Origin of the sequence: Colwellia sp. MB3u-8, from assembly GCF_014076985.1 — a bacterium.
Taxonomy (GTDB): Bacteria; Pseudomonadota; Gammaproteobacteria; order Enterobacterales; family Alteromonadaceae; genus Cognaticolwellia.
Genome location: NZ_JACGVA010000030.1, coordinates 129,149 through 152,668 on the forward strand (window position 1 = coordinate 129,149; position 23,520 = coordinate 152,668).

General features: G+C 38.9%; 16 protein-coding genes. 5 read left to right on the plus strand and 11 right to left on the minus strand.

The annotated features are described in order from the left end of the window. Nucleotides 1-93 precede the first annotated feature (93 nt). From bamA to rpsB, 9 genes are all read right to left on the minus strand, one after another. Nucleotides 94-2,568: an outer membrane protein assembly factor BamA gene (gene bamA, locus H4J54_RS00760; protein WP_182188926.1), complete on the minus strand. Its 2,475-nt coding sequence runs from the start codon at nt 2,566-2,568 to the stop codon at nt 94-96. 29 nt (nt 2,569-2,597) lie between these two features. Next, a complete protein-coding gene (gene rseP / locus H4J54_RS00765) occupies nt 2,598-3,953 on the minus strand; it encodes a sigma E protease regulator RseP (RefSeq protein WP_182188927.1) in 1,356 nt (451 codons plus the stop codon). A 20-nt stretch (nt 3,954-3,973) separates the two neighbouring features. Continuing rightward, entirely contained in the window at nt 3,974-5,173 is a 1,200-nt protein-coding gene (ispC, locus tag H4J54_RS00770; RefSeq protein ID WP_182188928.1) for a 1-deoxy-D-xylulose-5-phosphate reductoisomerase, read from the minus strand. Nucleotides 5,174-5,178: 5 nt separating this feature from the next. Beyond that, nucleotides 5,179-6,045 carry a phosphatidate cytidylyltransferase gene (locus H4J54_RS00775; RefSeq protein WP_182188929.1) on the minus strand — a complete coding sequence of 289 codons (867 nt, stop codon included), beginning with the start codon at nt 6,043-6,045 and terminating at the stop codon, nt 5,179-5,181. 193 nt (nt 6,046-6,238) lie between these two features. Continuing rightward, nucleotides 6,239-7,006, minus strand: coding sequence for an isoprenyl transferase (locus H4J54_RS00780; protein ID WP_310650089.1), 768 nt, complete (start codon nt 7,004-7,006; stop codon nt 6,239-6,241). A gap of 98 nt (nt 7,007-7,104) precedes the next feature. Beyond that, nucleotides 7,105-7,662 carry a ribosome recycling factor gene (gene frr, locus H4J54_RS00785; RefSeq protein ID WP_182188930.1) on the minus strand — a complete coding sequence of 186 codons (558 nt, stop codon included), beginning with the start codon at nt 7,660-7,662 and terminating at the stop codon, nt 7,105-7,107. A 19-nt stretch (nt 7,663-7,681) separates the two neighbouring features. Then, entirely contained in the window at nt 7,682-8,422 is a 741-nt protein-coding gene (gene pyrH, locus H4J54_RS00790) for a UMP kinase (RefSeq protein ID WP_182188931.1), read from the minus strand. Nucleotides 8,423-8,715: 293 nt separating this feature from the next. Beyond that, entirely contained in the window at nt 8,716-9,588 is an 873-nt protein-coding gene (gene tsf / locus H4J54_RS00795; RefSeq protein WP_182188932.1) for a translation elongation factor Ts, read from the minus strand. A gap of 94 nt (nt 9,589-9,682) precedes the next feature. After that, nucleotides 9,683-10,411, minus strand: a complete 729-nt coding sequence (rpsB, locus tag H4J54_RS00800; protein ID WP_081153010.1) for a 30S ribosomal protein S2 — start codon at nt 10,409-10,411, stop codon at nt 9,683-9,685. Between the two features lie 373 nt (nt 10,412-10,784). Here rpsB and H4J54_RS00805 point away from each other — a divergent pair, with 373 nt between their 5' ends. From H4J54_RS00805 to H4J54_RS00825, 5 genes are all read left to right on the plus strand, one after another. Next, nucleotides 10,785-11,411 carry a hypothetical protein gene (locus H4J54_RS00805; protein WP_182188933.1) on the plus strand — a complete coding sequence of 209 codons (627 nt, stop codon included), beginning with the start codon at nt 10,785-10,787 and terminating at the stop codon, nt 11,409-11,411. A gap of 348 nt (nt 11,412-11,759) precedes the next feature. Beyond that, a complete protein-coding gene (gene map, locus H4J54_RS00810) occupies nt 11,760-12,548 on the plus strand; it encodes a type I methionyl aminopeptidase (RefSeq protein ID WP_182188934.1) in 789 nt (262 codons plus the stop codon). A gap of 118 nt (nt 12,549-12,666) precedes the next feature. Beyond that, nucleotides 12,667-15,291, plus strand: a complete 2,625-nt coding sequence (gene glnD, locus H4J54_RS00815) for a [protein-PII] uridylyltransferase (RefSeq protein ID WP_259366960.1) — start codon at nt 12,667-12,669, stop codon at nt 15,289-15,291. Nucleotides 15,292-15,320: 29 nt separating this feature from the next. Then, nucleotides 15,321-16,151: a 2,3,4,5-tetrahydropyridine-2,6-dicarboxylate N-succinyltransferase gene (gene dapD / locus H4J54_RS00820; RefSeq protein ID WP_182188936.1), complete on the plus strand. Its 831-nt coding sequence runs from the start codon at nt 15,321-15,323 to the stop codon at nt 16,149-16,151. A 685-nt stretch (nt 16,152-16,836) separates the two neighbouring features. Beyond that, complete coding sequence (locus H4J54_RS00825) at nt 16,837-18,747, plus strand: methyl-accepting chemotaxis protein (RefSeq protein WP_182188937.1); 1,911 nt, start codon at nt 16,837-16,839, stop codon at nt 18,745-18,747. Nucleotides 18,748-19,306: 559 nt separating this feature from the next. On the opposite strand, the gene H4J54_RS00830 is transcribed toward H4J54_RS00825, so the two are convergent. Then, nucleotides 19,307-20,227 (minus strand): cation diffusion facilitator family transporter, encoded by a 921-nt coding sequence (locus H4J54_RS00830; protein WP_404851883.1) that lies wholly within the window; start codon nt 20,225-20,227, stop codon nt 19,307-19,309. A 90-nt stretch (nt 20,228-20,317) separates the two neighbouring features. After that, nucleotides 20,318-23,500: an efflux RND transporter permease subunit gene (locus H4J54_RS00835; protein WP_182188938.1), complete on the minus strand. Its 3,183-nt coding sequence runs from the start codon at nt 23,498-23,500 to the stop codon at nt 20,318-20,320. Nucleotides 23,501-23,520: the final 20 nt, after the last annotated feature.

Sequence of the window (23,520 nt, forward strand, 5' to 3'; positions counted from 1 at the left end):
CGGTAGTTATACCGCCTCAGTTAATTTGGTTCAAGCCTATTTATTTAAAGGAAGCTCAATTATGTCAATTAGCCGCCTTTATTTAAGCAAAACTTAAAACGTTTGGCCGATATTAAAGCTAAAGAATTCGGTATCATCGCTTTCAATTTCTTTCAACGTTTTAGCAAAACTAAAAATCATTGGCCCCATGGGTGATAACCACTGTACAGATAACCCTGCCGACGCTCGATAGCGACCTGCATCTGAGTAGTCATCAATTTTTTCACGCTCAATGCTATTTAAGTCCTTATAGCTGTCTAGATCAAATTCTGTATCCCAAACATTACCGGCATCAATAAATATACTTGTGCGAACACTGTTGCTAAAGCCTTCATCTAAAAATGGCGTTGGTACAATCAGTTCAAGACCTGCAATAGCAATAGCATTACCACCAACAGAACGTCTAGAGGTTTGAATGAAATCGTGATCAGGACCTAAACAACAACCACCATCAGAGCCAACTGAATCAGGTGTCCCTGGAATTGAGGTTGGTCGGCGATATATGGCACGTGGTCCGACAATATTTGATTCAAAGCCTCTTAAAGTGCCAGAGCCACCCGCTCTAAAGTTTTCCCAAAATGGTAGCACTTGGTCGTTGCCTTCGACCGAACCATAACCATTACCATAACCGAGCTGAAACTTAGCTAAAACAGTCCAGCGTTGGTCTTGGCTTAACGGAAAATACCATTTAGTATCTAAGTTAATTTTAAAATAATTCACGTCTGAGTTAGGCGTGGTCATCTTATAAGACAGACTTTGTTGCGAGCCGGCAGTAGGAAATGTTCCGCGATTCAGCGTTGAACGTGATATGGCGGCATTAAGATCAAAGTTCTCAAAATTTAAACCACCATCAGGATCATCAGGATCTGAATATAATTCATAAAACTTCTGAATTTGTTCGTAAGATTCTAAGCGCGTAATACCATTATTCTTATAACCTGCACCAAAATTTAAGCGCACATACTCGTTAATAGGAAACCCTAAGGTGATACCTGCACCGTAAGTTTTATTATTATACTCAACTAAGTTGGCATTACCGGCGTCAAACTCTTGATAGAAAAGATTGCCGCCTAACGAAACACCGTCAACCGTAAAATAAGGGTCGGTGTAAGAAACATTGGCACTTTTTGAGTAGCTTGAGGTATTAATACTAAAACCTAAGCGATTACCCGTACCTAAAAAGTTATTTTGCTGGATACCCGCGTTTAAACTTAACTGTGTCGTTGAGCCATAACCGATACCGGCGGTAAATGAACCCGATGGTTGTTCTTTCACTTCAAAGTCAATATCAACGAGGTCGTCTTCACCAGGTAATTGATTAGTTTGAAATTCAACCGTCTCCATATAAGGCAAACGTTGTAACCAAGCTTTTGAGCCTTCAACTAGGTTGTTAGATAACCAAGCTCCTTCCATTTGACGCATTTCACGGCGTAAAACGTTTTCAGAGGTGACATTATTGCCTTTAAAGTTAATGCGATTAACATAAACTCGTTTACCTGGATCAATAGACAATACCAGTTTTACGGTTTTGTTTTCTTCATCAATTTCAGGAATAGTGACCACTTTGGGATAGGCATAACCATAGCGGCCTAAAAACTTGCTGACTAACTCTTCTGAGTAAGTCACCAGCGCACCATTATAAAGTTCTTCCGTTTTAATCGGGGTAATGGCACGAATAGTTTTGCCAAAGCCGGCCATATCACCAATAAAGTCAACTTCACTAACGGTATAAATCTCGCCCTCAGTAACATTAAGCGTGATGTATACCGCTTCTTTATTCGGTGTCATTGATACTTGCGTTGAATCAACTTTATATTGCAAGTAACCTCGGTCGAGGTAGTAGCTTTTAATGGTTTCCATATCACCTTGCAAGGTTTGCTTTTGATAGCGATCTTGCGCCATAAAGTCCCACCAAGGTGAATCATAAGTTAATTCAATTCGCTCGAGTAACTCGGCATCTGAAAACTTTTCATTACCCACAATATTGATTTGCTCTATCGCTGCAGCATCACCTTCTTTAAAAACAAAGTCGATGTTAACCCGGTTACGTGGTAAGTGAGTGACATTGGCTTTAACATCAGCGTTGTATTTACCCACACTGTGATAAAAATCTTCCAAACCGACTTCAAGACCTGAGATAACGGTCATATCTAGTGTTTCACCAACACGAATATCACTGCCGTCGAGGCTTTGAGTTAATTGCTCTTCTTTGAGATCTTTATTACCATCAAAAGTAATAGCACTAATCGTTGCTCTTTCTCGGACCCGATAAATAACAGTATTAGCATCTCTTGAGACCACAACGTCACTGAAGTGGCCAGACTTATAAAGTGCCTTAATTGATTGTGATACCCGAAACTCGTTTAAGTTATCACCGACATTGAATGGGATATGAGTTAAGGCCGCTCCTAGCGCAACACGCTGAAGGCCTTTAACTTGAATATCTTCTACTTGAAAATCGTCAGCCGCTTGCACTGATGTTCCCAAACTACCTAATAATACCGCCAGGGCAAGTTTTTTAATAATCATAAAATATTAACTTTATATACTTCTTTTAGTTATAATCGCGATAAATCGTTAAATATGGCGATACTCATTAAGCTTAGTAGCGCTATAGTACCAAATTTAAAACCTATTTCTTGTATTTTTTCTGGCACGGGTTTCCCCGTTAAAAGCTCAATAAAATAATAAAACAAATGTCCTCCATCTAAAACAGGTAAAGGTAAAAGATTAATTATGCCAAGGTTGATACTAATAAGCGCTAAAAAGCCCAGAAAGTAGACAAAGCCATAACTAGCGCTATTACCTGCACCTTGTGCAATTGATATTGGGCCACTTAAATTTTTAACTGATACGTCACCGGTAATTAACTTACCAATCATATCAAAACTTAATGTTACTAAATTCCATGTTTTTACCACACTTTGTTCAAGTGCAGATATTGGACCATAAGCTTGTTCAAATAAATATTCTTTGGGATAGGGATCCGATATCGGCTGTACACCTAAATAACCAATCACCTTACCTTGCTGCATTTTTGCCTCAGGTTGAACGTTAAGCGTTAATTCTTTACCATCTCGTAATACCCTAACCGGAATGTTTTTGTCTGGATAGAGTTTAATTTGATCAGAAAACTTCTGCCACTGACCATTAATGTTTTCATCCGCAATCGAAAGTAATTCATCACCCACGACTAATCCTGCTTTTGCTGCTGGGCTACCTGCTGCAACAACAGCTAACTTTGCTTGCACATTTGCCCGATATGGCACAAAACCTAAGCTGGCTATCGAGGATTCTTTTTCCGGAGCAAATGTCCAGTTTTTGGTATTTAAGTTAAAGTCTTGACTTGATGTTCTATCCGCGGTCTTTACCGTAAAGATAATATTGTTGTCGCCTATTGCACTGACTAACGCCAAATTAACCGCTTGCCAGTCTAAGGTTTCCTGCCCTGAAATAGCGATTATTTCACTATTTTTCGGTAAATTAGCTTGACTAGCAATTGAACCCGCCGTCACCTCACCAATAATGGGTTTTACGCTAGGCACACCAATTAAAAACATTAAATAGAAAGCGACAATAGCAAAGCCAAAATTAGCAAAAGGCCCAGCGGCAATAATGGCAATGCGTTGATATACTGACTTGGCATTAAAGGTGCGACTTATTTGTGCTTCGCTTACGTCATCGACTCGACTATCGAGCATTTTAACGTATCCGCCCAGTGGTATCATGGCGATAACAAACTCAGTACCGTGACGATCGACTTTACGCCAAATGGCTTTACCAAAACCGATAGAAAAGCGGTCTACTTGCACACCGTTTTTACGTGCGACCCAGAAATGACCGTATTCATGAACGGTAATTAAAATACCCAGTGCAACGACAAAAGACACAAGATTCCATATAAACTCTATCATGCTACTACTCTTTTATTACGCTAATGCTTGGCTTGAGTTATCAGTGATTGTGCGAAAATTCTAACATTTTTATCCAAAGCAACAACATCTTCGATTGAAGTTACCCTTTCTGAGACAAATTTATTGACAGAAGTTTCATTTATTTTCGCAATATCAGTAAATTTAATTTTTTCGTTTAAAAAAGCATCAACGGCAATTTCATTGGCAGCATTCAGTGCCGTACATGCACCTTGGCCACTTTTACAGGCATCAATGGCTAACTTTAAATTCGGGTACTTAACCAAGTCGACTGCTTGAAATTCTAATGATTTTGCGGCGAAAAAATCAAAGGGTGCGACACCAGATTCAATGCGTTGTGGAAAACTTAACGCATGCGCAATCGGTGTTCGCATATCAGGATTACCCATTTGAGCAATAACAGAGCCATCTTTATATTGCACCATAGAGTGAATAGTACTTTGCGGATGCAGCACAACTTGAATATCATCAGGGTCAATATTAAACAGCCATTTAGCCTCAATAAACTCTAGGCCTTTATTCATCATAGTAGCTGAATCAACCGATATTTTACGGCCCATATCCCAATTAGGATGTGCACAAGCCTGTGCGGGAGTCACATGTTCTAATTCATGATTCTCCCAGGTTCTAAACGGCCCACCTGAACCCGTTAATAAGACTTTACTCACCCCGTTATCAGCTAGGTCACAATAACCTGGCTGTTGTTGTGCCCTTAACGGTAAACACTGAAATATTGCATTGTGTTCGCTATCAATCGGCAAAAGCTGGGCGCCAAACTCTTTTACGGCCTCAATAAATATGGCGCCAGAAGTCACTAAAGCTTCCTTATTAGCGAGCAACACTTTTTTACCGGCTTTTACTGCCGCTAGTGTCGGCAATAAGCCGGAAGCACCGACAATGGCAGCCATGACGGTATCAGTAACAGGGTCTTGCGCGATGATTTCAAGCGCATGAGTACCTGAGGTCACCTCAATGGTAGCAAGTTTTGCAACAGTCAATTTTTTAACAAGCAGTTCGGCATGTATTTCAGAGACCATAACGACTTTATTAGGCTGAAACTCTAGGCATTGATTAAACATATCATCAACGCTTGAATAAGCCGACAAACTCACAATATCAAATTTTTCAGGATGCAATCGCACAACATCTAAGGTGCTTTTGCCAATGGATCCGGTAGAGCCGAGAATACACAATTTTTGCATTTATGCTACCACCCCAAATATACGTAACATAACGCATAAATAGGTGCTGTTGCGGTTAAACTGTCAATACGGTCAAGTACCCCACCGTGCCCGGGCAATATGGTACCGCTGTCTTTTACACCCGCTTGACGTTTAAACATACTTTCATTTAAATCACCCAAGACAGAAATAGTGGTAATTAAAATCGTTACGGGTATTACGACGCGATATTGCGCTATAGACCAATCAATAATATAACCGGCAACTGCCACCATAACACAGGCAAAAATAACCCCCCCTAAAAAACCTTCTAAAGTTTTACCTGGGCTGACATTGGGTAACAGTTTACGCTTGCCAATAGACTTGCCAACAAAGTAAGCACCAACGTCAGCACTCCACACCATGAGAAGCAGAAACATCAACAATTGCGCGCCATGGTAACTGTCGACTTGGTAATCGCTACTTCTAAGTACCATAAAAGCCAACCAGGTAGGAATTAAGGTTAAACAGCCAAAAATTCCGCGCACGGAGCGATGACTTGACCAAAATGTGCTATAGCGTGGGTATAAAAAGGTTAAGCCTGCAGACAACAACCACCAAGCAACAGCTAACCACAGCACTATATTGGCTTGCTCAAGCAAAAGCTTTGGCGCATGCCACAATTGCTCAAGCGGTAAAAAATGCCATAAGGTTGCTATTAAAATACTGGTGATACCGACAAAAGCTAATCGGCGACGCTTGTTAGCAAAACCCATTAAGGGTCCCCATTCCCAAGCACCAATAGCCATAACAACTAGCATTACTGCTGCAAAGTTAATTAGAGATAAATAAAAAATCGCCCAAATCGCAGCGGGTGCGAGTATTAATGCAGTTATAATGCGTTGTTTTAACAAACGATATTCCTTAAATTGTGTTATCGCAACTTGATTAATTATCGGTTAATTTTTAAGGGTTAAAATGAAAAACTACGGCGTTATAAAACTTATCAGTAGAATAATTACTGACTAAATTTTATGCCTGGTATTTATCCATTTTTCCTCTTTAAAAAGTAGATTACTTGAATCATCAAATTGCTATTAAGTATTTTTAGTTTTTATTAGTTACTTGTTCACCCGTTTGACCAAAACGTCGTTCTCGTTGGTCAAACACAGTAATCGCTTTTATAAACTCTTTTTCATTGAAGTCTGGCCATAACACATCGGTAAAATATAACTCTGCATAGGCTGCTTGCCAAAGCAAAAAATTACTTATGCGATAATCGCCACCTGTTCTGATCAATAAATCTAATTCAGGTAACTGCGCCAAACTTGTTTGTTCGTGAAGTGCGGCTTCGGTAATCTCATCAGCGGTAATTTCTTGACGTGCTACTTTTTCTGCCAATTTTTTTGCTGCGTGAGTGATATCCCAACGTCCGCCATAGTTAGCGGCAATGGATAATACCATACCGGTATTTTCCGCTGTTAAAGCTTCAGAGTCTTTGATCATTTTCTGCAATTTGCTAGAAAACTTACTCAAGTCACCGATAACATTAAATTTAATACCATTTTTATGCAAGCGTTTAACTTCTCGGGTTAAAACAAACATAAACAGATCCATCAAAACGCCAACTTCACTTTCGGGGCGTTGCCAGTTTTCGCTACTAAAGGCAAATAAGGTCAAGGCTTTAACACCATTTTTTGCTGCCGTAGCGACTGAAGATCTTACTGAGTCAACACCAGATTTATGCCCTGCTGCACGTTTTTTCCCTCTTAACTGTGCCCAACGGCCATTACCATCCATAATAATAGCAATATGCTGAGGTATTTTTGCCTCTACTGCTAGCAAGGGATTAATTGGGTTGTCTGTTTTACTCACATACTCTCCACAGTAAGATTAACGCTGAGTGTTAAATTGGTCTATGCAAAAACGCCGTAGTCATTATCTACGGCGTTATGGATTAAGCAATGAAAACTTTAAATTTCCATTAATTCCTTCTCTTTAACGGTCAAAATATCATCAACTTGTTTAATAAACGTGTCAGTAATTTTTTGTACGTCATCTTCCGCTTGATGCATTTCGTCTTCACTGACTTCTTTTTCTTTATTCAATGATTTAATGTCAGTATTTGCATCACGACGGATATTACGGATCGCAACTTTACCACCTTCGGCCTCAGCACGAACGACTTTAACTAAGTCTTTACGTCGCTCCTCGGTTAGCGCCGGTAAAGGGATACGAATTAACGTACCTTGTGATGACGGGTTAAGCCCTAAATCAGACTTTAAAATGGCTTTTTCAACCGCACCAATCATACCTTTGTCAAATACGGTAATAGCTAGAGTACGTGCGTCTGGTACAGCGATATTACCCACTTGGTTAAGCGGTGTATCCATACCGTAATATGAGACAACAATATTATCGAGTAATGAGCGATGTGCTCGCCCAGTACGTATTTTGTTCAAACTAATTTTTAATGACTCGATACTTTTCGCCATTCTTTCTTGAGCGTCTTGTTTTATTTCGTTTATCACTATTTTATTCCTGCACTAATTAATTTAAATTTTTGCCGTGATCTATCGTTGTACCTTCATCACCACCCATAATGACAGACTTTAATGCGCCAGGTTTATTCATGTTAAAAACACGTAGCGTCATACTATGATCACGCGCTAGCGTAAAAGCAGCTAAATCCATCACTTGTAATTCTTTTTCTAAAACGTCTTGATAGTTTAAATGGCTGTATAAAGTTGCATCTGGATTGGCCACTGGATCTTCTGAGTAAATGCCGTCAACTTTGGTCGCTTTTAACACCACATCAGCTTCAATTTCAATACCACGTAAACAAGCGGCTGAATCAGTGGTAAAAAACGGGTTGCCTGTGCCAGCACTAAAAATAACCACACGGCCAGATTTTAATAAGCTAATAGCTTCAGCCCAATTATAGCGGTCACAAACACCGGCTAAATCGATTGCTGACATTAAACGCGTATTAACAAAAGCACGATGTAAAGCATCACGCATGGCTAAGCCATTCATCACGGTTGCCAACATGCCCATTTGGTCACCCACAACACGATTCATACCGGCTTCAGCCAGGCCTTTACCACGAAACAGATTACCACCGCCAATAACTAAGCCAACCTGAATGCCCATTTCGATTAATTCTTTTATTTCTTGCGCCATGCGATCCAATACTTTCGGATCTATGCCAAAACCTTCTTCGCCCATTAGGGCTTCACCACTAAGTTTTAAAAGAATTCGACGATACATTGGTTTGGGGTTGATGCTCATGTAATAAACATTCCTTAAGAATTTTAAATTAATAGACTAGGTCTGATCGACCGCGATTATTTTAATACGTTTAGCCACGGTTCGAAAGTCAAATATGAAAAAAGTCTACCCTAGAAGCTATTTATCGTTTTTCACTGATAAAATAGTACAATATTCGAACGATAAATGTACATCATCGAAAGTAGCTGACTTATGCTAGCCTGCATTTGCTGCAAAACTTTGTCATAAAAAAAGCGCCAATCGGCGCTTTTTCAAGAAATATGCTTTAACTCATATCAATTCACTAAGGTGAATTAAGCTTTAGCCGCAGCGATTTGTGCTTCAACTTCAGCAGCGAAATCTTCTTGTTTCTTCTCAATGCCTTCACCAACTTCTAAACGAACAAAGTTAGCAACTGAAATGCCTTTCTCTTTTAAGATAACGCCGACAGTTTTCTTAGGTTCCATAATGAAAGGTTGACCGGTTAAAGATACTTCACCAGTGAATTTTTTCATACGACCAATAATTATTTTTTCAAGCAATTCTACAGGCTTTTTCTTGTTGTCTTCAAGCTTGTCATTTTCAATTTTTAAAATATCTAATTGAATCGCTTTTTCTTTTTCAACAACATTAGCAGGAACATCTTCAGGATTGATGTAATCAGGCTTGCTTGCAGCAACGTGCATAGCGATGTGCTTAAGTGCTTCTGCATCACCTTCACCAGCAACAACAACACCGATAGTAGCGCCGTGGCTGTATGTCGCTAATGTAGTACCTTCAATGTATTCTACGCGACGAACATTGATGTTTTCACCAATTTTTGTCACTAGCGTAATGCGCTTCTCTTCGAATTGAGCTTGTAACTCTTCGATACTTGCTCTAGCAGCAAGAGCGGCATCAGCAACTTCATTAGCAAAAGCTAGAAAGTTATTATCTTTTGCTACGAAATCAGTTTGGCAGTTAATTTCAACTAAAGCAGCAAGGCCAGCTTCAGTTTTAATTAAGATTGTACCTTCAGCAGCGATATTACCCGCTTTTTTAGCCGCTTTCGCTTGGCCAGACTTACGCATATTTTCAATCGCAAGTTCCATATCGCCGTTAGCTTCTTGTAAAGCTTTTTTACAATCCATCATCCCCGCAGCTGTGCGTTGACGTAATTCTTTAACTTGTGCAGCAGTAATTGTCATGAAATTTTCCTCAATATAAAAAGTGTTCAGTAATTACCACAACAATCAAAATTGTTGTGGTAATAACAGCATAAAACGTTACTTAAAACTGAATTTATTCAGTTTCAACAAAACCGTCTTTTTCAGCTTGTACTGCGATGTTTTGCTCGCGACCTGAAAGTACAGCGTTAGCTGCAGAATCTAAGTATAAGGTCACAGCGCGAATCGCATCATCGTTACCTGGAACGATGTAGTCAACGCCATCTGGATTTGAGTTTGTATCAACAACAGAAATTACTGGAATGCCTAAGTTGTTAGCTTCTTTAATAGAAATGTGCTCATGATCCGCATCAATAATAAATAAAACATCAGGTAAACCACCCATGTTTTTGATACCACCAAGGCTTTTCTCAAGTTTTTCCATTTCACGAGTACGCATTAAAGCTTCTTTTTTAGTAAGTGCTTCAAATGTACCGTCAGAGCTTTGAGCTTCAAGATCTTTTAAACGTTTGATTGATTGACGTACTGTTTTCCAGTTAGTCAACATACCACCTAACCAACGGTGATTTACGTAAAATTGATCACATTTTATCGCTGCATCTTTTATAGCATCGCTTGCTGCGCGTTTAGTACCAACAAATAAAACTTTACCTTTCTTCGAAGAAACATTGCTTAATACAGCAAGAGCTTCGTTGAACATTGGTACAGTTTGTTCAAGGTTGATGATATGAACTTTATCACGAGCACCAAAAATGTATGATTTCATTTTTGGGTTCCAATAACGGGTTTTGTGACCGAAATGAACACCTGCTTTAAGCATATCGCGCATAGAAACGTTTGGCATGTTTTTTCCTTTGTGGGGTTAAGCGTTCATACATCCAATATACACGACCCTTATTGCGCTTTACTTATTGTAAATTCGCTGAGCACCCCGGTATATCTTTGCTAGATGTATGTGAGTTTAGTTTTAATGTACTGAATTTTTTCAATACCCTTTTTAGTGCTAAATATATTCGAAAGATTCAGCAAAGATATAGACAAGCATCATCGAAGACTCAGACAAACAATTTAACGGCGCACTTTATAACATATTCAAGAGCAATTAACTAGTTTTTAACTTGAAATTAAGCTTAATCATATTTTATTTTACTAAGGGCTAGGATCTTTAATACCAGCAAGTTAAAATTAAGCCTCTTTTTTATCAGGCTCGTTAACTCATGTCATTGAACACAACAAATGCAGAACTTTTTTATATTTATGATAGTCATTGTCCTTGGAGCTATGCCTCTGCAGTATTAGTTGAAAAAGTGTTAAGTGCTTTTCCAAACATTACGCTTAGAGCTATGCACATAGGTTATTACGATGGCGACAACAAAGTATCAGCCACTACCCTTGCTGATGTAGGCGAATTTAGTCAAGTCGTGTTTGGTGCTAACTACCTTGATACACTCAATTACACAAAAGACTCGACTTTAGCCGCTAACTTAATGGCCTGGGTGCAAAATAAATCAGCAAAGTCTGCCTTTGAATTGTTGACGAAATTGCAGCATGCACATTTTGTTTTGGGTAATGAATTGACTGACCAAGAAAGCGTTAGTGAAATAATTGACGAGCTCAAACTGTCACCACCAGCAAAGTGCCTGCAATCTAACAAGTTAACCAAAGATGCTGAATTTGCTATTTATGACATTACAGAGGTGCAGGAAATTATAGGCACACAAGCTATTCCAGCGATGTTATTGGCATGTAATGATAGTTTGGTATTGTTAAATCATAACCTTTACTTAGAGAATCCTGAAGCCATAATAGAAGCGGTTAACATTGAATTAGAAAATTTATCTTAATGCTAAGTCATGACAACTTTACGTTGTCATGACTCTATAGAAATAGCTCAATAAACATCGTTCGATAAGTAGAGAAAAAAGAGCGCTGAAATTATTTTTAACTGCTGCACTGTGCTTTTTCCGTCGTTAATATTTACACGCTATACCCAGCAAACATCCGCTATTTGTCATTTAATTATGCACTCTAGCGTTTTACGATTGGGAAAAAGTAACAAAAGCAGGTAAAATCACCCATAATTATTATTTACCTACGACCTAATTTTATTGCAATACAGTTTATTACAATACAATGAGTAGCTAATTAATTTATCATAATCACATTATTTACAGATTCACGTTTGAGGTTTTATGACAATAACGATTAAAGATCAGCAAGAAATTCAAAAAATGAAAATTGCGGGAAAACTTGCTGCAGATGTATTGGAAATGATCGAACCTCACGTTCAGGCTGGCGCAACAACCGACCAGCTTAATACTTTATGTGCTGAATTTACTGACAAAGTACAAAATGCCATTTCGGCACCTTTAAATTACCATCATTTTCCAAAGTCCATTTGTACTTCGGTTAACCACGTAGTTTGCCACGGCATTCCCAATGACACGCCTTTAGTTAATGGCGATATTATCAACATTGATATTACCGTGATAAAAGATGGCTACCACGGTGACACCAGTAAAATGTTTTTAATTGGCGAAACTTCTGCTGAAGATAATCGTCTTTGTCGTATTACCCAAGAAGCACTTTATATCGGCATTAAAAAAGTTAAGCCTGGCAATACCTTTGGTGAAATAGGCACGGCTATTCAAAAATTCATCAAAAAATCGGGTCGTTATTCGATAGTCAAAGAATATTGTGGCCATGGTATAGGCACAGAATTCCATGAAGAACCGCAAATTGTTCATTATAAAAATAATGACAACGAAAAGATGCAAGAAGGTATGTGCTTTACCATCGAACCTATGATCAATTTAGGTCGTGCTAATACCTTGCTCGACAAAGAAGATAAATGGACGGTATATACCTTAGATGGTAAAAAATCGGCACAATGGGAACACACCCTTGTAGTGACCAAAACGGGTTGCGAAATATTAACCTTACGCAAAGATGACACCATTGCCCGAATATTACATAATTAAATGCTTAATAAGCCAGTAACCGAGTAACCGAGTAACCATTAGTGTCATTATAAATTAAAAGCTAATGGTAATATTTATATCAATAAAAATTATGAGAGCTAAATATGAGAGCTAATTGTTGAATACATCATCATTAATTCCAGAGAAGTACATTGAGGCTCTCGCCATTAGTGCCCCTTCATTAAGTAGTTCACAAATATGTTTACTGAGTCATGAATTTCTTCAGTGGCAAAAAGAGCAGTTTCCCATTAGTGAAGTTACCTCGCTTGTTGCCGCTAGGGCTTTTTATGTTGATCTAATTTTAACTAAGCTTTGGTGTCAACACCATTTAGATGAATTTCAAATTAGTTTGGCTGCTGTTGGCGGTTATGGTCGTAAAGAACTTCATCCCTATTCAGATGTTGATATTTTATTAATTACCCAAAATGTCGTAGCCGATGACTTAGCTGAAAAAATATCCGCCTTTATTACCCAGCTTTGGGATGTAAAGCTGGATATTGGCCATAGTGTTCGCAGCATAAAAGAATGTCTAAACCAAGCAATTGACGACGTTACCATCGCGACAAATTTGATGGAATTACGACAAATTTGTGGTAACAAAGCCTTAGTATCTCAACTACAACCCTTATTGATTGAAGATATATTCTGGACCTCTGAAAAGTTTTTTCTTGCCAAGCGTAATGAGCAGTATCAACGTCATCAACAATACCATGGTGCCTCTTATACCCTCGAGCCTAACTTGAAAGCGAACCCTGGTGGTTTACGCGACATTCAAACTATTGGCTGGGTCGCCAAACGCCATTTTATGGCAGATACGCTTGAGCAATTGATTGACCATAACTACCTCACCACTAATGAGTTTTTTGAACTGCTTGAGTGTCAAGATTATTTATGGCGCATGCGCTGTGCATTGCACTTTATCGCTGGGCGTAATGAAAACCGCTTACTGTTTGACTACCAGGCTGATGTTGCTGAGTTAATGGGTTTTGGCGATGGTGGCAAGCTTGCTATCGAGCGGATGATGAAGCGATTTTTCCGTATTATATCGCGTGTTTCAGAGTTAAATAGAATGCTATTGCAGCATTTTGAATACGCTATATTAAATGAAAAAAAACACAGTAAAAAAATAGTCCTTAACGATGACTTTGTCATTATCGATGGTCAAATCAAGGTCTGTGATAAACGAGTTTTCACCCGTTCAACCATGATCATGGAAATGTTTTTACTGATTGCCCAACATAAAGAAATTACTGACTTGCATCCAGAGACTTTACGCTTAATGCGTAATGCGCGCCGGCGTTTAGTCTCCGGCATGATTGACTATGCTCGCTGCCGGGAAATCTTTGTCGCCTTAGTTAAACACCCTCGTGGTTTAGGTTTGGCCTTTACGCTTATGCATCGCCATTCTATTATTGGTGCTTACTTACCGCTATGGCGAAATATTGTTGGCCAAATGCAATTTGATTTATTTCATGCCTACTCTGTCGATGAGCATAGTTTTCGTTTATTGAAAAACTTGTATCGTTTTAGCCAAGTAAAATATAATGATCAATACCCTTTGTGCAGTAAAATTGTTCAACGTGTACGTAAACCTGAACTATTATATTTTGCTGGTATATTTCACGACATTGCAAAAGGTCGTGGTGGTGATCATACAAAACTTGGTGCGATTGACGCGTTAGACTTTGCTAAAATCCATAAATTGGGTGATCACGATGGTCGAATGATCGCTTGGCTAGTAGAAAAACATTTATTAATGTCAGTTACCGCTCAGCGCAGAGATATTTCTGACCCTGAAGTCATTAAAACTTTTGGCGCGATTGTACGAGACGAAGCTCACTTAGACTATCTATACTGTTTAACTGTCGCTGACATGCGTGCCACCAACGAAAGTTTATGGAATAGTTGGAAAGCTAATCTACTGGAAGATTTATATTATAGTACTAAACGAGCCTTTAGACGTGGTCTTGAAAAGCCAGTGGATTTAAGAGCAAAAATTAGAGAAAATCAACAACAAGCTATTGAAATTTTAAAAGTAGAATCGCTCGATCAAGAACGCTTAAAACAATTATGGAAAGAGTTTAAAGCCGACTACTTTTTGCGTTATTCCCCTGAACAAATTGCTTGGCACTCTAAGAATATTTTGTCGCACAACAAAGTTAAGCCCTTGGTCATTATTAGTCCAAAACCTTATCGCGGTGGCACAGAAGTATTTGTTTATACAAAAGATAAACCTAATATATTTTTCAATATTGTTTCATTACTTGGCGCGAAAAAACTGTCCATTCATGATGCAAAAATAACCACTAACAAGTCTGGCTTCACTGCTAACACCTTTGTGGTCTTAGATAACCGTAATAAAGCCATTAATGATAGTGCTAGGGCCCTAACCATAGCGCGCTCATTAAGCGTTAAATTAGCGTCAAAAGAAATCCGTATCAAGCCTAAGCCTTTAGCGAAACGCTTTCGCCAATTTAAAGTGCCAACACATGTGAGTTTTATAGACGGTACAGCAAAAAACCGGACGATATTAGAAATAGTGGCTTTAGATCATCCCGGTTTATTGGCTAATATTGCTACTATTTTTCAAAAATGTAACATACAAATACATTCAGCTAAAATCACCACATTTGGCGAAAAAGCTGAGGATGTTTTTACCATTTCAAATAATGACAATAAAATACTAACCACAGAGCAAAAAAACGTATTAGAAAACATGCTTTGCGCTGATAGTCACCGATAAACTTTAGCAAATTAATCTAGGAATTTTTGATGTTAGCATTACAAACAATTATTGAACAAGCGTTCGAAGAGCGTATGAACATTACGCCTGCCACTGTATCTACTGAGGTAAAACAAGCGGTATTAGATGCATTAGCGGCATTAAACAATGGCTCAGCGCGCGTTGCAGAAAAAATTGCGGGTGAATGGGTTGTACACCAATGGCTGAAAAAAGCAGTGTTACTCTCATTTAGAATTTGGGATAACGAAGTTATCGACGGTGCAGAAAGCACATTTTTCGATAAAGTGCCGATGAAATATACTGATTATAGCCATGCCGATTTTGTTGCAGATGGTGTCAGAGTTGTACCGGGTGCGTCAGTGCGTACCGGTAGTTATATTGGCAAAAATGTTGTAGTAATGCCAAGTTTCGTTAACATTGGTGCCTATGTAGATGAAGGCTGTATGGTAGATGCTTGGGCAACTGTTGGCTCTTGTGCACAAATTGGTAAAAACGTGCATCTATCAGGTGGCGTTGGCATTGGCGGCGTACTTGAACCGCTACAAGCGGGACCAACCATCATTGAAGACAATTGCTTTATTGGCGCTCGCTCAGAAATTGTAGAAGGCGTTGTGGTTGAAGAAGGTGCCGTAATTTCAATGGGCGTTTATATCGGTCAAAGTACCCGTATTTATGACCGAGAAACTGGCGAAGTGCATTACGGTCGAGTACCAGCAGGTTCAGTTGTTGTGCCAGGTAACCTACCCTCTAAATGTGGTACCTATAGCTTATATGCAGCGATAATCGTTAAAAAAGTTGATGCAAAAACACGTGCTAAAGTAGGTATTAACGCCTTACTTCGCTCGGTATCTGAAGAGTAATTTTCTGCTTTAACTGTTAACCTTAACTTGTGTAGTGTTGTTAAGTACACTGCACAAGTTTGATGAAAACATTATCACCTCTTAAATAAAACGCTGTTTATTAACACCTCGCTTCTCATCTAGATTGACCCAATAAATTTTCTAAAGAACTGCTTAACACCATAATATCAATGCTTAAAAAGCGCTTTAAATCTAAAGTTTATTAACCAGCCAAAGCACTAGAATATTAAGCAAGAACGTCAAATAATCTAACTTAATCAAATTTATAATTGCGCTAAGCTTTGCCGCCATAACACTTACCACTGTAACCTTTGCAATAATGAAGCTCAGTACACTTTATTATCAAAAACACCATCATAATTTACTACTACAAATAGAGCTAAAACGTTATTAGGCAACCTGTCTATTAAACTGCTTTGTTTTAATGCCTAGCGGGTTTGTAGTCAGTTAATCCACCTCAATAGCGGCAGACAAAAAATAATAGATTTTTGCTGGTGCTAATTAGATAACATCAGTATCAGCTCATGTCGAATTTATAGCTAAATTATTGTTTTTTTAATGTTGAAAATACAAGCACATGTTAAGCTTGAAAAAATTTATAGCGAACGCTTGTTATAACAGAGTTTTATTGTCAAATCGCCGTAACAGCAAAGTCTACAGAAAACTTACCCATAGGAACTATTTGATGAGATTTTTTACCACCCTTTCTATCCGATCTAAACTGGTGATTGCCATGTTAATGGCTGTCGTGATATCTACCAGCATCGTCGGGTTTGTCGGTCACTCAAAAGCTAAAGAGCTACTTATTTCTCGACTACAGCATTCCGACTTACCTAACCTTTTGCTGCGCGTTCGCAATGCTGTAGATGGAGAAATTTCAGAAATGAAAGTGCTGACAAAATCAATTGCAACAAACCCCTTTTTGCTTGATTGGATAAAGTCTGGTGCGAATGCAGACAATGACGCTAACGTTATAAAAATGCTAGATAAAATAGCTAAAGATAACAACTTGAGTAATGCATCCTTTGCCGATCGTAAAACAGCTAAATATTGGAACCAAGATGGTTTTCTTCGTGTACTTAAAGATGACAATATTGATGGTTGGTTTTTTGCGTTCACCAATGGAAACAAACAAGAGTCCGCGAGTACCTACGCATACCCTAATGGTAATGTAGATGTATTTATCAACTACCAGCAGCTTAACGGAAGAGGTATATCCGGGTTGTCAAAGTCATTTAATGACATGGTGAGTTATTTAAATAGCTTTAAAATTGAAGAATCTGGCTTTGTTTATCTTGTGGATGATTCAGGGTTAGTGAAAATTCATAAAGATAAGGAAAAAAGTGACAAAACAAAACTCACTGATCTTTATAATAATATAAACGCTCAAATTCTTTTATCCCAAAAAGAGTTTGCATTCCAAGAAACCGAAGACTTAATCATTGCGACTAGCTATATCTCAAGCCTTGGCTGGTATGTAGTTGCAGAAGTTCCAAAAGCTGAGCTTTACTTAGCATTGAACGAATCTCGAAATTATATGCTGATATGGTTTGGTATTATTGTTGTTGTGTTTATCTTTATCAGTATCATTTTAGCAAAAAGTTTAACCAAACCTATTAACGATCTTGCTCGAGTATTCAGTCAGTTAGGTGATGGAGAAGGCGATCTTAGTTACCGACTAAGTGAAAGCGGTAGTGATGAGGTATCGCGTTTGGCTCATGGCTTTAATACCTTTATCAATAAAATACATGCTGTGGTTAATGATGTGTCTACAACATCGAAAAATGTTCGCCAAGCAGCTATCAAAGTTTCTCAAGATGCAGAGCAGTCAAGATTAGATGCCGAAAGTCAGCGTGATATCGCAATGCAAGTTGCAACGGCCATTAGTCAAATGGGTTCAACAATCAGCGAAATTGCCGAAAATGCCGCCCATGCAGCAGACTCGACAAGTGAAGCAACAACTCAAGCTAAGCATGCACAAATTATTGTTAAAGATTCCACTGAAAATATTTACCAGATGGCTCAGAAGATGGAGTCAGTATCTACTACTATTGCGTCGTTAGCGGATAAGAGCAATGCAATTGGTAGTGTTCTCGATGTTATTCGTGGCATTTCAGAGCAAACAAACTTGCTGGCCTTAAATGCCGCCATTGAGGCAGCTCGTGCTGGCGAACAGGGTCGTGGTTTTGCTGTTGTCGCTGATGAAGTACGCAACTTGGCGAAGCGCACCAGCGAGGCAACAGATGAAATTAATAAAATGATTAACCTGTTACAGACGGAATCTAAGCGAGCGGTAGAGGGTATAAGAGAAAGTAAAGAGACTGCCGAAATTGGGGTGACTGATGCTCAGCAGACCACAGAAGCACTCGATGAAATTGTTGCAAATATTCAACAAATTTCTGATTTAAATACTCAGGTCGCCACGGCAACAGAAGAGCAAGCCGCGGTCGTTGGTGAAATTAATACTCATGTGCATGCAATTAGTGATAGTACAGAAAGCAGTGCACAAATATCAACCCGCATAGCCTCTTCAAGTGAATCGTTAACGGCAATGGCCATGAACTTAGATAGCTTAGTAGAACGATTTAAAATATAAGAAAAAAGTTTAACAAGTGCTAATAGCAACATCTAAGCAGATATAGAAGCTGAATAAAAATCGACACAAACATCCCATGCAAGCCTACTTATGCCGTTGAGCATAAATAGGCTTTTGTGGATAAAGATGGCAACAAATTTGGCAGTAAGCTTTATTGATTAAAAAAGTATCAAAAACATGCCAAATAACGTTGGAACCTGACTTCTTGGTACGCAACGCAAGAGCAGAAGAAAAAGTTTGAATTTTTTTGTATAGGTAAAAGTCGACTGTACCCTTTAGTTGACTTACGCAGGTCGAAAGTTAATTTCGATAATCATTGCCATAGCAGCCGTTTCAAAATTTATTTTGAGACTCATATCATGATCAAAAAATCAAATACAGTTGTAGAACGAGAATAATTTCTATAACTGCTGCAAGCTCATTGCTGCCGGTGGCGATTCGTCAGCATGCTGCTGTAGTAGATCTAAAGTATCCACACTAGTAAGAGAAAGAGGTTCTCTCAAAACAACGAGCCTGTAACAGGCGTAGTTAAAATATCTTTTCATCTTTGAAAATATTTCTAATTGTTTTTTGAGTCTCTACATATTTCGTCGACAAACTCAAATTCCAAAGCTGTATGTTCAAGATGAAACGGGCTTAGTCGTGTTGATATTTCATGCTTTATTTCAATATATTCTTGTTTATCAAAATAATGGTTCACTACTAAATGAGCCGTAAGTACATGCCTTTCACCATCAAGGGACCACAAATGAAAATGATGAATATCTTTAACAAACTTCAATGTTGATAATTCATTTCTTATTTTTTCTTGCATGTCTTGCTCTGGTGTTGCCTGCAAAAATAGACGTATTGCAGTGCGGAGATTTTTTAAGACATTAAAAAGAATAAATAACGTAAATCCGATTGAAAGTATGGGATCAAGTATTGGCAGTTCGATAAACATTAAGACGATAGCGACAATTAACACAGCTACCCAACCTAAAGCGTCTTCCAGTAAATGCCAATTAAGTACACGTTCGTTTAATGTTTTCCCGTCACTTAATTTGAAGGCAGCATAACCATTAACAGTCACCCCTAATATCGCTAACCACAGCATGCCTTGAGCATCAGGCATTTCTGGTGATAACAATCGAGGGAATGATATGGTTAACACCCAAATTGACCCCGTGATTAAGACAACGCCGTTAATAAGCGCACCAAGTAAAGAAAAACGGTGGTAGCCGTAACTAAACATTTCATCATGGTTTTTCTTGCTGAGTTTATTTAATCCCCATGCGAGACCGATGGATAAACTATCTCCTAAATCGTGAACCGCATCCGCCATGATTGCGGTACTGTTGGTTAACCAGCCGCCAATAAATTCGATAATAGTAAAACAAACATTTAGTATAAATGCCCAGCCAATACGACTTGAAGACATATCTTTAGGAATATGACTGTGTCCATGGCTAGCTGGGTGTTGATGTAATTTGTCGGACATTACTTTCTCCTATAAATTGATATCCCGCAGCGAATACCTACGAGATATCTAGTTAAAGTAAAAAGTTATATTTACTTTAACCAAGTAGAACTACCTTCTCATTTCTTCAATCCGACCTTTTGAAAACCAAGCATAAAGTACGGGGAGAACAAATAAAGTTAAGAAAGTTGCGGTGACCAAACCTCCCACAATGACTGTGGCTAATGGTCGTTGTATCTCAGAGCCTACACCATTTGACATGATAATAGGTATCAAACCAAGGGCGGAAGTAATCGCTGTCATCAGTACTGGACGAAGCCTTGATACAGCGCCTTCGTAAACGGCTTTGGCAATACTTTCCGTACCTGTTTGAATGCGTAAATTAATTGCTTCAACCATAACCACACCATTAAGAACAGCAACACCAAATAAGGTAATAAAACCAATCGAGCTAGGTACAGATAGGTATTGACCAGAAATATATAAGGCGACAACCCCACCAATCATAGCTAAAGGTAAATTAACGAGGATGAGCATGGCTTGATTAACACTGGCAAAAGCAAAATATAATAACAGCGCTATCATGGCAATAGAAAGTGGTACAACGATAGCGAGTCTTTGTTGTGCCCTTTGTTGATTTTCAAATTGTCCACCGATATCAACGGAATAACCGGGAGGTAAATCAACCTTACGCTCAATTGCTGCTCGAATATCTTTTACGACACTACCCATGTCTCGTCCTTGTACATTAGCTTGAATAACGACGCGTCGCTGAACATCATCTCGACGTACCTGAGGAGGACCAGATTCAATGGCAATATCGGCAACATCACCTAGCCGTACCCATGCACCTGTTGGGGCTTGTAGTCGTAAATCAGCAATAGCTTGTTGCTGATCTCTAAACGCTTTGCCTATCCGCAGATAAATATCATAACGTTCATTGCCATTAATGACTTGTCCTACTTCCTGACCACCGATACCATTACGCACTAATCTCATGACATCACCAACCGATAAACCATATCGAGATAATTGACGACGGTTTGGTCTAACGACTAACTGAGATTCGCCTGTTATTGGCTCCATAGCTATATCCCTTGCACCATCAACACCTTGAATGGCATTAACAATGGATTGACCTTGCTGAGCAAGAATATCGAGATCTGCACCAAATAGTTTTATTGCTAACTGTGCTTTAACACCCGAAAGTAATTCATCTACTCTTGTCGCTATAGGTTGAGAAAAATTCAGTAGTAAACCAGGAAATTGCTCAAGCTTTTCTTCCATTAATCCTTGTAGTTCTTGGCGTGTTTTTGCGCTCGTCCACTCAGGGGTTGGTTTGAGACCAATATAGATCTCAATATTACTCACTGGCTCTGGATCGCCACCAATTTCTGCTCGGCCAATACGACTGGTAGCAGAAGTAACTTCAGGAAATTCAAGTAATATTTTTTCCAATTTAGGGGAAACTGAAAGGGCCGTCGCTAAGCTGGTTGAAGGGGCCATTGTTACCCGTAAATTAATAGTGCCTTCTTCAAGCTCTGGCACAAATTCAGTGCCTAAATGCGGCACTAGAAATAACGTACCAACAAGCAAGGCTCCAGCCCCTATAAGAACCACTTTCTTTGCATTCATTGCTTTGGTTAAACTACGACGGTAAAATTTTTCTAGCACACTAACGAAAGGGCTGGTTCGCGCTTTAAAACCTCGTTTAAACAGGTAACTTGCCAAGGCAGGTACAACAATGAGGGATACGGCTAAAGACGCCACCATAGCAATCATAATACTAATAGCCATGGGTTGAAATAGTTTACCTTCGACTCCTTCTAAGCTAAATAAAGGCGCAAAAACCACCATAATAATTGTTACAGCAAAAAATATCGGTTTAGCTACTTCCCTAGCGGCAATTTGTATACGCAAACTAACATTGATATCTTTTTCGACATCAAAAGGGTTCTCACTGTCATGCTTTCTTTCATGACGACGGTCTGGCTGACTGAGATGTTTGAAAATATTTTCCATCATCACCACCGCACCATCTACCATCATACCAATAGCAACCGCTAAACCACCCAGTGACATTAAATTCGCAGACAAGCCACTGTAAGCCATAATCATTAATGCCATACCAACAGAAAGCGGGATAGAAATAAGTACCAGTAAAACCGCGCGTACATTCAGTAAAAAAAGTACCAATACAATAACAATAAAGATAAAAGCCATTATCAATGCTTGAACGACCGTACTAACCGCTTTTTCGATTAAGTCTGCTTGGTCATAGATAGGTTCAAAAGTAACCCCTTTTGGTAAAGCTTGTTGAATTAGCGGTATCCGGTCTTTTATCCCATCAATGGTAACTTTGGTATTCGCGCCCATACGCTTTAATACAATCCCAGATACCACTTCACCCAGAGACTTAACGCCTTTAGCACCAATACGTTTAGTCATAGTGACTGCGCCTTGTCTAATTTCGCTACCAAATTCAACAGTGGCCACATCAGCAAGGTAAACAACAGTACCTTCAATTGTTTTAACCGGGATTTGTTTTAATTCCTCTATACCTTTTTTATTACTACTTAACCAACCCACACCTCGAATAATCAGTTGCTCTTGGCCTCTATCCATATACCAGCCACCCGCGTTATCATTATTATCTTCTAATGCGTTAGCTATATCTTCTTGGGTCAATTGGTAAGCCAGTAAACGTGATGGATTAATATTTACTTGGTACTGTTTTACATTGCCACCAAAGGCTAAAACATCAGTAACACCGTCTACGGGCATCAATAATAATTTAACCACCCAATCATTTAGACTTCGAAGTGACGTACTGTCATAACCAGAGTCTTCATCGGCGAGCAATAAATACTGATAAACTTGACCCAACCCAGACGAATTTGGACCAATTTCAGGCGTACCAACACCTTCAGGGATCAATTCTTTTGCTGATTGCAATCGTTCAAAAACTAATTGACGGGCAAAATAAATATCTGTGCCTTCCTTAAAAACAACTGTAATACCCGACAAACCTGTTTTAGAAATAGAGCGTACTTCTTCGACATCAGGTAATGCATACATTACCGCTTCTATTGGAAAGGTAATGAGTTGTTCCACTTCTTCTGAAGCTAAACCTGGGGCTTCGGTATTAATGGCCACTTGCACGTTGGTCACATCTGGAAACGCATCCAAATTCAAACGTGGAATAATAAAGATGGCCGAAGCCGTTAACGCAATCAAGGCAATAATGACCAATAATCGGTTAGTAACAGACCAGTCAATCAAACGATTTAACATGTTTTAGTTCTCCAATTATC

Excerpts from the sequence above, each read along its gene's own strand:
- rpsB (WP_081153010.1), bottom strand. The coding sequence starts at position 10,411 with ATGCCAAACGTTTCTATGCGCGATATGCTTAAAGCAGGTGTTCATTTC.
- H4J54_RS00805 (WP_182188933.1), top strand. The coding sequence starts at position 10,785 with ATGTCATTGAACACAACAAATGCAGAACTTTTTTATATTTATGATAGT.
- rseP (WP_182188927.1), bottom strand. The coding sequence starts at position 3,953 with ATGATAGAGTTTATATGGAATCTTGTGTCTTTTGTCGTTGCACTGGGT.
- map (WP_182188934.1), top strand. The coding sequence starts at position 11,760 with ATGACAATAACGATTAAAGATCAGCAAGAAATTCAAAAAATGAAAATT.
- H4J54_RS00825 (WP_182188937.1), top strand. The coding sequence starts at position 16,837 with ATGAGATTTTTTACCACCCTTTCTATCCGATCTAAACTGGTGATTGCC.
- dapD (WP_182188936.1), top strand. The coding sequence starts at position 15,321 with ATGTTAGCATTACAAACAATTATTGAACAAGCGTTCGAAGAGCGTATG.
- H4J54_RS00835 (WP_182188938.1), bottom strand. The coding sequence starts at position 23,500 with ATGTTAAATCGTTTGATTGACTGGTCTGTTACTAACCGATTATTGGTC.
- tsf (WP_182188932.1), bottom strand. The coding sequence starts at position 9,588 with ATGACAATTACTGCTGCACAAGTTAAAGAATTACGTCAACGCACAGCT.
- H4J54_RS00830 (WP_404851883.1), bottom strand. The coding sequence starts at position 20,227 with ATGTCCGACAAATTACATCAACACCCAGCTAGCCATGGACACAGTCAT.
- bamA (WP_182188926.1), bottom strand. The coding sequence starts at position 2,568 with ATGATTATTAAAAAACTTGCCCTGGCGGTATTATTAGGTAGTTTGGGA.
- pyrH (WP_182188931.1), bottom strand. The coding sequence starts at position 8,422 with ATGAGCATCAACCCCAAACCAATGTATCGTCGAATTCTTTTAAAACTT.
- ispC (WP_182188928.1), bottom strand. The coding sequence starts at position 5,173 with ATGCAAAAATTGTGTATTCTCGGCTCTACCGGATCCATTGGCAAAAGC.